7 protein-coding genes and 1 pseudogene are annotated in these 5,519 nt (G+C 61.6%); 1 reads left to right on the plus strand and 7 read right to left on the minus strand.

Translation table 11 applies throughout. The features are described 5' to 3' along the window. Nucleotides 1-206: 206 nt before the first annotated feature. From HP546_RS24880 to HP546_RS24900, 5 genes are all read right to left on the minus strand, one after another. Complete coding sequence (locus HP546_RS24880; RefSeq protein ID WP_172230847.1) at nucleotides 207-953, minus strand: YebC/PmpR family DNA-binding transcriptional regulator; 747 nt, start codon at nucleotides 951-953, stop codon at nucleotides 207-209. Between the two features lie 114 nt (nucleotides 954-1,067). Continuing rightward, on the minus strand, nucleotides 1,068-2,843 hold the full coding sequence (aspS, locus tag HP546_RS24885; protein ID WP_172230850.1) for an aspartate--tRNA ligase: 1,776 nt from the start codon (nucleotides 2,841-2,843) through the stop codon (nucleotides 1,068-1,070). 93 nt (nucleotides 2,844-2,936) lie between these two features. Next, entirely contained in the window at nucleotides 2,937-3,158 is a 222-nt protein-coding gene (locus tag HP546_RS24890; RefSeq protein ID WP_016498320.1) for an FmdB family zinc ribbon protein, read from the minus strand. Between the two features lie 92 nt (nucleotides 3,159-3,250). Then, entirely contained in the window at nucleotides 3,251-3,580 is a 330-nt protein-coding gene (locus tag HP546_RS24895) for a ribbon-helix-helix domain-containing protein (RefSeq protein WP_172230853.1), read from the minus strand. 138 nt (nucleotides 3,581-3,718) lie between these two features. After that, the gene (locus tag HP546_RS24900; protein WP_003254783.1) at nucleotides 3,719-4,192 is read right to left on the minus strand and encodes a Dps family protein; all 474 of its coding nucleotides are present in this window, start codon (nucleotides 4,190-4,192) and stop codon (nucleotides 3,719-3,721) included. 279 nt (nucleotides 4,193-4,471) lie between these two features. On the opposite strand from HP546_RS24900, the gene HP546_RS31700 reads away from it, so the two are divergent. Further along, complete coding sequence (locus tag HP546_RS31700; RefSeq protein WP_172230856.1) at nucleotides 4,472-5,065, plus strand: cold-shock protein; 594 nt, start codon at nucleotides 4,472-4,474, stop codon at nucleotides 5,063-5,065. Between the two features lie 54 nt (nucleotides 5,066-5,119). Here HP546_RS31700 and HP546_RS24910 read toward each other — a convergent pair whose 3' ends face one another. Further along, complete coding sequence (locus HP546_RS24910) at nucleotides 5,120-5,326, minus strand: SlyX family protein (protein ID WP_172230859.1); 207 nt, start codon at nucleotides 5,324-5,326, stop codon at nucleotides 5,120-5,122. Nucleotide 5,327: 1 nt separating this feature from the next. Next, a pseudogene (locus tag HP546_RS24915) lies at nucleotides 5,328-5,519 on the minus strand (HIT family protein); the annotation flags it as partial.

Below are 5,519 nucleotides of genomic sequence, written 5' to 3' on the forward strand. Positions count from 1 at the left end.
CCAAGAATCAGAGTCATAGCGCCTGTCGTACTAAACACATGTTTTAACATTATTGGGGCCGCTGCGCGGCCCATCACCGGCAAGCCAGCTCCCACAGGTACAGTGCAGGGGTTAAGAAATGCACTGTACCTGTGGGAGCTGGCTTGCCGGTGATGGGCTGCACAGCAGCCCCAAAATAGCGATCTACCCCAAAAACTCAGGACACCTTAGCCGAGGTTTTCCATGATCTCATCGGAAATCTGGGCATTGGAGTAGACGTTCTGCACGTCGTCCAGGTCTTCGAGCATGTCGATCAGCTTGAGCACCTTTTCTGCGCCATCCTGGTCGAGTTCGGCGCTAGTGGTCGGCTGCATGACGATTTCTGCGTCAGCGGCCTTGAAACCCGCTTCTTCCAGGGCATTGCGCACGGCGTAGAAGCTGTTGAACGAGGTGAATACGTCGAACGAGCCATCTTCGTTGGCCACCACGTCGTCGGCATCGGCCTCCATCGCCGCTTCCATCAACGCGTCCTCGTCCACCCCCGGAGCAAAGCTGATCTGCCCCTTGCGCTCGAACAGGTAGGCCACCGAGCCGTCGGTACCGAGGTTGCCGCCACATTTGGTGAAGGCATGACGCACGGCGGCGGCGGTACGGTTGCGGTTGTCGGTCATGGCCTCGACCATGATCGCCACGCCACCCGGGCCGTAACCCTCGTAGCTGAGCTCTTCGACGTTGTCGCTTTCGTTGGTGCCGGCACCACGGGCCACGGCGCGATCAATGATATCGCGACTCATGTTGGCGCCCAGAGCCTTGTCCAGCGCCAGACGCAGGCGCGGGTTGGATGCAGGGTCGGCACCGCCCTGCTTGGCAGCAACCGTCAGCTCGCGGATCCACTTGGTGAAGACCTTGCCTCTCTTGGCATCCTGGCGCTCTTTGCGGTGCTTGATGTTCGCCCACTTGGAATGACCAGCCATAACGACTCCGAATCCTTTGAATCACAAACAGCCCCGCCCCTGTACGGGGCGGGACGGACAAAAACCTGCGCCGAAACGCAAAGGCGCATCCATGTGGATGCGCCCGGGGACAGCTTACTCGACCTTGGTCTGTTCGCGCAGTCGGATGTGCAGCTCGCGCAGGGCCTTGGCATCGACCAGGCCAGGGGCCTGGGTCATGACGCACGCGGCGCTCTGGGTTTTCGGGAAGGCAATCACTTCACGGATCGACTGGGCGCCGGTCATCAGCATGACCAGGCGGTCCAGGCCGAAGGCCAGGCCACCGTGGGGCGGTGCACCGAACTTCAGGGCGTCGAGCAGGAAGCCGAACTTCTCTTCCTGTTCCTCTGCCTCGATGCCCAGCAGGCGGAACACCGCCTGTTGCATTTCTTTACGGTGGATACGGATCGAACCGCCACCCAGCTCGGTACCGTTCAGCACCATGTCATAGGCACGCGACAGCGCCGTGGCCGGGTTGGCCTCGAGCTCTTCCGGCGAGCACTTCGGTGCGGTGAACGGGTGGTGCAGTGCAGTGAAGCTGCCGTCTTCGTTCTCTTCGAACATCGGGAAGTCGACGACCCACATCGGTGCCCACTCGCAGGTCAGCAGCTCGAAGTCGTGGCCCAGGCGGATACGCAGCGCGCCCAGGGCTTCGCTGACCACCTTGAACTTGTCGGCACCGAAGAACACGATGTCGCCGTCAACGGCGCCAACGCGGTCAAGGATGGTGTTGAGGTTGGCCTCGGGGATGTTCTTGACGATCGGCGACTGCAAGCCCTCGACGCCCTTGGCGCGCTCGTTGACCTTGATGTAGGCCAGGCCACGCGCACCGTAGATGCCGACAAACTTGGTGTACTCGTCGATCTTGCTGCGCGGCATGCTGGCACCGCCTGGCAGGCGCAGGGCGGTAACGCGGCATTTAGGATCGTTGGCAGGGCCGGCGAACACCTTGAAGTCGACGTCTTTCAACTGGTCGGCAACGTCGACCAGCTCCAGCGGGTTACGCAGGTCCGGCTTGTCGGAACCGTAGCGGCGCATGGCTTCTTCGAAGGTCATGTGCGGGAATTCGCCGAATTCCAGGTCCAGCACTTCCTTGAACAGCTTGCGGATCATGCTTTCGGTCAGGCCCATGATCTCGCTTTCATCGAGGAAGCTGGTCTCGATGTCGATCTGGGTGAATTCCGGCTGGCGGTCGGCACGCAAGTCTTCGTCACGGAAGCACTTGGCGATCTGGTAGTAACGGTCGAAACCGGCAACCATCAGCAGCTGCTTGAACAGCTGGGGCGACTGCGGCAGGGCGAAGAAGCTACCGGCGTGGGTACGGCTTGGTACCAGGTAGTCACGCGCGCCTTCCGGCGTGGCACGGGTCAGGATCGGCGTCTCGACGTCAAGGAAGCCGTTTTCGTCGAGGAAGCGACGGATGCTGCTGGTGATGCGCGAACGCAGGCGCAGCTTGTCGGCCATTTCCGGGCGACGCAGGTCGATGAAGCGGTAACGCAGGCGGGTTTCTTCGCCGACGTCGGAATATTCGTTCAGCGGGAACGGCGGGGTTTCAGCTTCGTTCAGCACGTTCAGCTGGTAGCCGAGGATCTCGATGCCACCGGAGGCCATGTTGGCGTTCACCGCACCTTCAGGGCGCTTGCGCACCTTGCCGGTGATCTGCACGACGTATTCGCTGCGCACGCGGTCGGCAGCAGCGAAGGTTTCGGCGCGATCCGGGTCGAACACGACCTGGGCCATGCCTTCGCGGTCACGGATGTCGAGGAAGATCACCCCGCCGTGGTCGCGGCGACGATGGACCCAGCCGCAAAGGGTGACTTCCTGGCCGTCCAGGCTCTCGTTCAGTTGGCCGCAATAATGGCTGCGCATCATGATGGTGGTTTCGCTTCTCGTGATTCGTGTATTCGGTGGAGGCCTTGGCCGCCCGGAGGGCTAATACTGCAAGACCCGGTCACAGCATTCAACTCAGTCGGCCTTGTCGCCGCCTGCAAGATTCTTTTTCGCCCCGGTCTTGAAGTCGGTTTCATACCAACCATTACCGCTCAGGCGGAAGCCCGGCACCGACAGCAGCTTCTTCAGGGCCGGCGCCTGGCAGGCCGGGCAATCGGTCAGCGGCGCGGCGCTGATTTTCTGCAGCGCTTCCATACGGTGCTCGCAGGACGCACATTGATAGTCATAAAGGGGCATGGGTGTCTCTCGTCAACCACAACGCTGGCTGCCGGGGCAGCAAAAAGCGGGATTATATATGGTTAACCGGCACTGCGCAGCCCGCCCGGCGATCAGCGCAAATTTGGTGGATCCTGCAGCCAGGCAACGCAGATTACCCGGATCAGCCCGCTGAAGTTGCGCACCCCACCCTGGCGCAGGTGCACTTCACGGTCCACGTAGGACAACACCGCACTGACCGAGCAGCGATTGGCGGCGGCGATGCGCTCGAGAATACCCCAGTAGACAGCCTCCAGGCGCAGACAGGTGGAAAACCCGTTGAGCCGCACCGAACGTGACACCGGCTGGGTTTGCAACATGTCGAAATCCGCCTTGAACGGATCAATACACTGTTTTCCTGGCCAACGCCCCTGGTTAGCCACACGTTTGCTCGCTTGCATCATGCGCCACACTTCCTCGTCACAGGTACCAGGCGGCCTATGAAGCGCTGAAGGGCGAGCTCAAAACAGCGGCAAAATCTTCCTGCGGACTATGTAATGCCCGGTCGGGAATGCGCGACCGGGCCCCTGGCCCTGGGGCAATTACTTGCCGTCGAGCAACACACGCAGCATCCATGCGGTCTTTTCGTGAACCTGCATGCGCTGGGTCAGCAGGTCGGCAGTAGGCTCGTCACTGACCTTGTCCACCACCGGGAAGATACTGCGCGCGGTGCGCACCACGGCTTCCTGGCCCTGGACCAGCTGGCGGATCATCTCGTCGGCCGGGGGTACGCCTTCCTCCTCCTTGATGGACGAGTGGCGCGCATAGAATGCATACGACCCTGGCGCCGGGAAGCCCAGAGCCCGGATGCGCTCGGCGATCGAGTCGACCGCCAGTGCCAGTTCGTTGTACTGCTCTTCGAACATCAGGTGCAGGGTGCGGAACGACGGGCCGGTAACGTTCCAGTGAAAGTTATGGGTTTTCAGATACAGCACGTAGGTATCCGACAACAGGCGCGACAGCCCATCGACGATGGACTTGCGATCTTCTTCGCTGATACCGATATCGATTGCCATGAAGTTCCCCTTTCCATAAGGCTTGAGACTCAAGCGGGCGCCGTCCACTGTAGCAATACTTGGCCGACCCCGCCCATGACATGGCGCAACACATCGGCTGGCATGGCCTGCGGTTTGAGTAGCCTGAGGCTTTGCTGTTAAATAGGCACGGTGCCACCCGTGCGGACTGTCATTGCCGGGTGCATAGGCTGGCCTGCCACGTGTTCGCGCTTTACACCTCATGCGCACCGTGCTGCCAGCTCTTCCTGTGATCGGCCTTATCAACTGTGAGCCAACCCCATGTTCAAGATCGTCCATCTGGTGACGGGCGTGGCAGCCTTGCTGCTATCGCTCATACCCAGCCTGAAAACCGATGCAACACCCTTCCTGCAGCAACCGGACGCGGTCTACCTGACCCTGCTCGGCCTGCTCAACCTGATCCTGGCCCCGGTGGTGCCACTGTACTACCGCGGTGCGCGGCAACAACTGCAGCACCTGGCCTGCGCCCTGCTGGTGGTAGCGGTGGTGCTGCAGACGCTGACGCTGCTGGCGCGCCCGGAAATGGGCAACCTTGCAGCACTGGTCTGCGCGACGCTGGCCGTGGCCCTGCACCTGGCCGTGGGCTTTGCCCGCAGCCCGCGCAAGGCGCGGCACAGCCAGCACGCGGCGCAAGAGGCCGGCAACCGGGATACCGGTACCGTCAAGTGGTTCAACACGTCGAAAGGCTTCGGCTTCATCTCCCGCGACTCGGGCGATGACATCTTCGTGCACTTTCGTGCCATTCGCGGCGAAGGCCATCGCATCCTGGTCGAAGGCCAGCGCGTGGAGTTTTCGGTGATGCACCGCGACAAGGGACTGCAGGCCGAGGATGTGGTGGCGGTAACACGCCGCTGACCCCGCCTCAGCGCCGGTAGCGCATCAGCGATACCGGCGCAACGGCTTGAGCAATCAGTAATGAGGCGGTGGCGCCTCGTCCCCTTCGCTGCCGTACTGGCTGACCATTTCTGCATGGCGCTTGATCAGCTCGGCCACTTGCAACTGCAGCCGATCAATCACACGCCCCTGCTCGACCACCACATCGTTCAGCGCCTGGATGGTGTCATCCTGGAACGCCTGACGGGTTTCCAGCTCGACCATACGCATTTCCAGCGACATCTCAGGCCTCCTCGAAACCGGCAAGCTTCAGCCCCCGCAAGCGCTGACGAACGGCTTGCAACTGCTCATCGGTGTAGGCCACTGGTGGGCACTTGCCCCATACCGGTGCTGGCCAGGCGGCGTCGTCACGCTGGCGAACAATCACATGCATGTGCAACTGACTGACAACATTGCCCAGCGTGGCCACGTTCAT

Origin of the sequence: Pseudomonas sp. CM25, from assembly GCF_013179705.1 — a bacterium.
In the GTDB taxonomy this organism is placed as follows: domain Bacteria; phylum Pseudomonadota; class Gammaproteobacteria; order Pseudomonadales; family Pseudomonadaceae; genus Aquipseudomonas.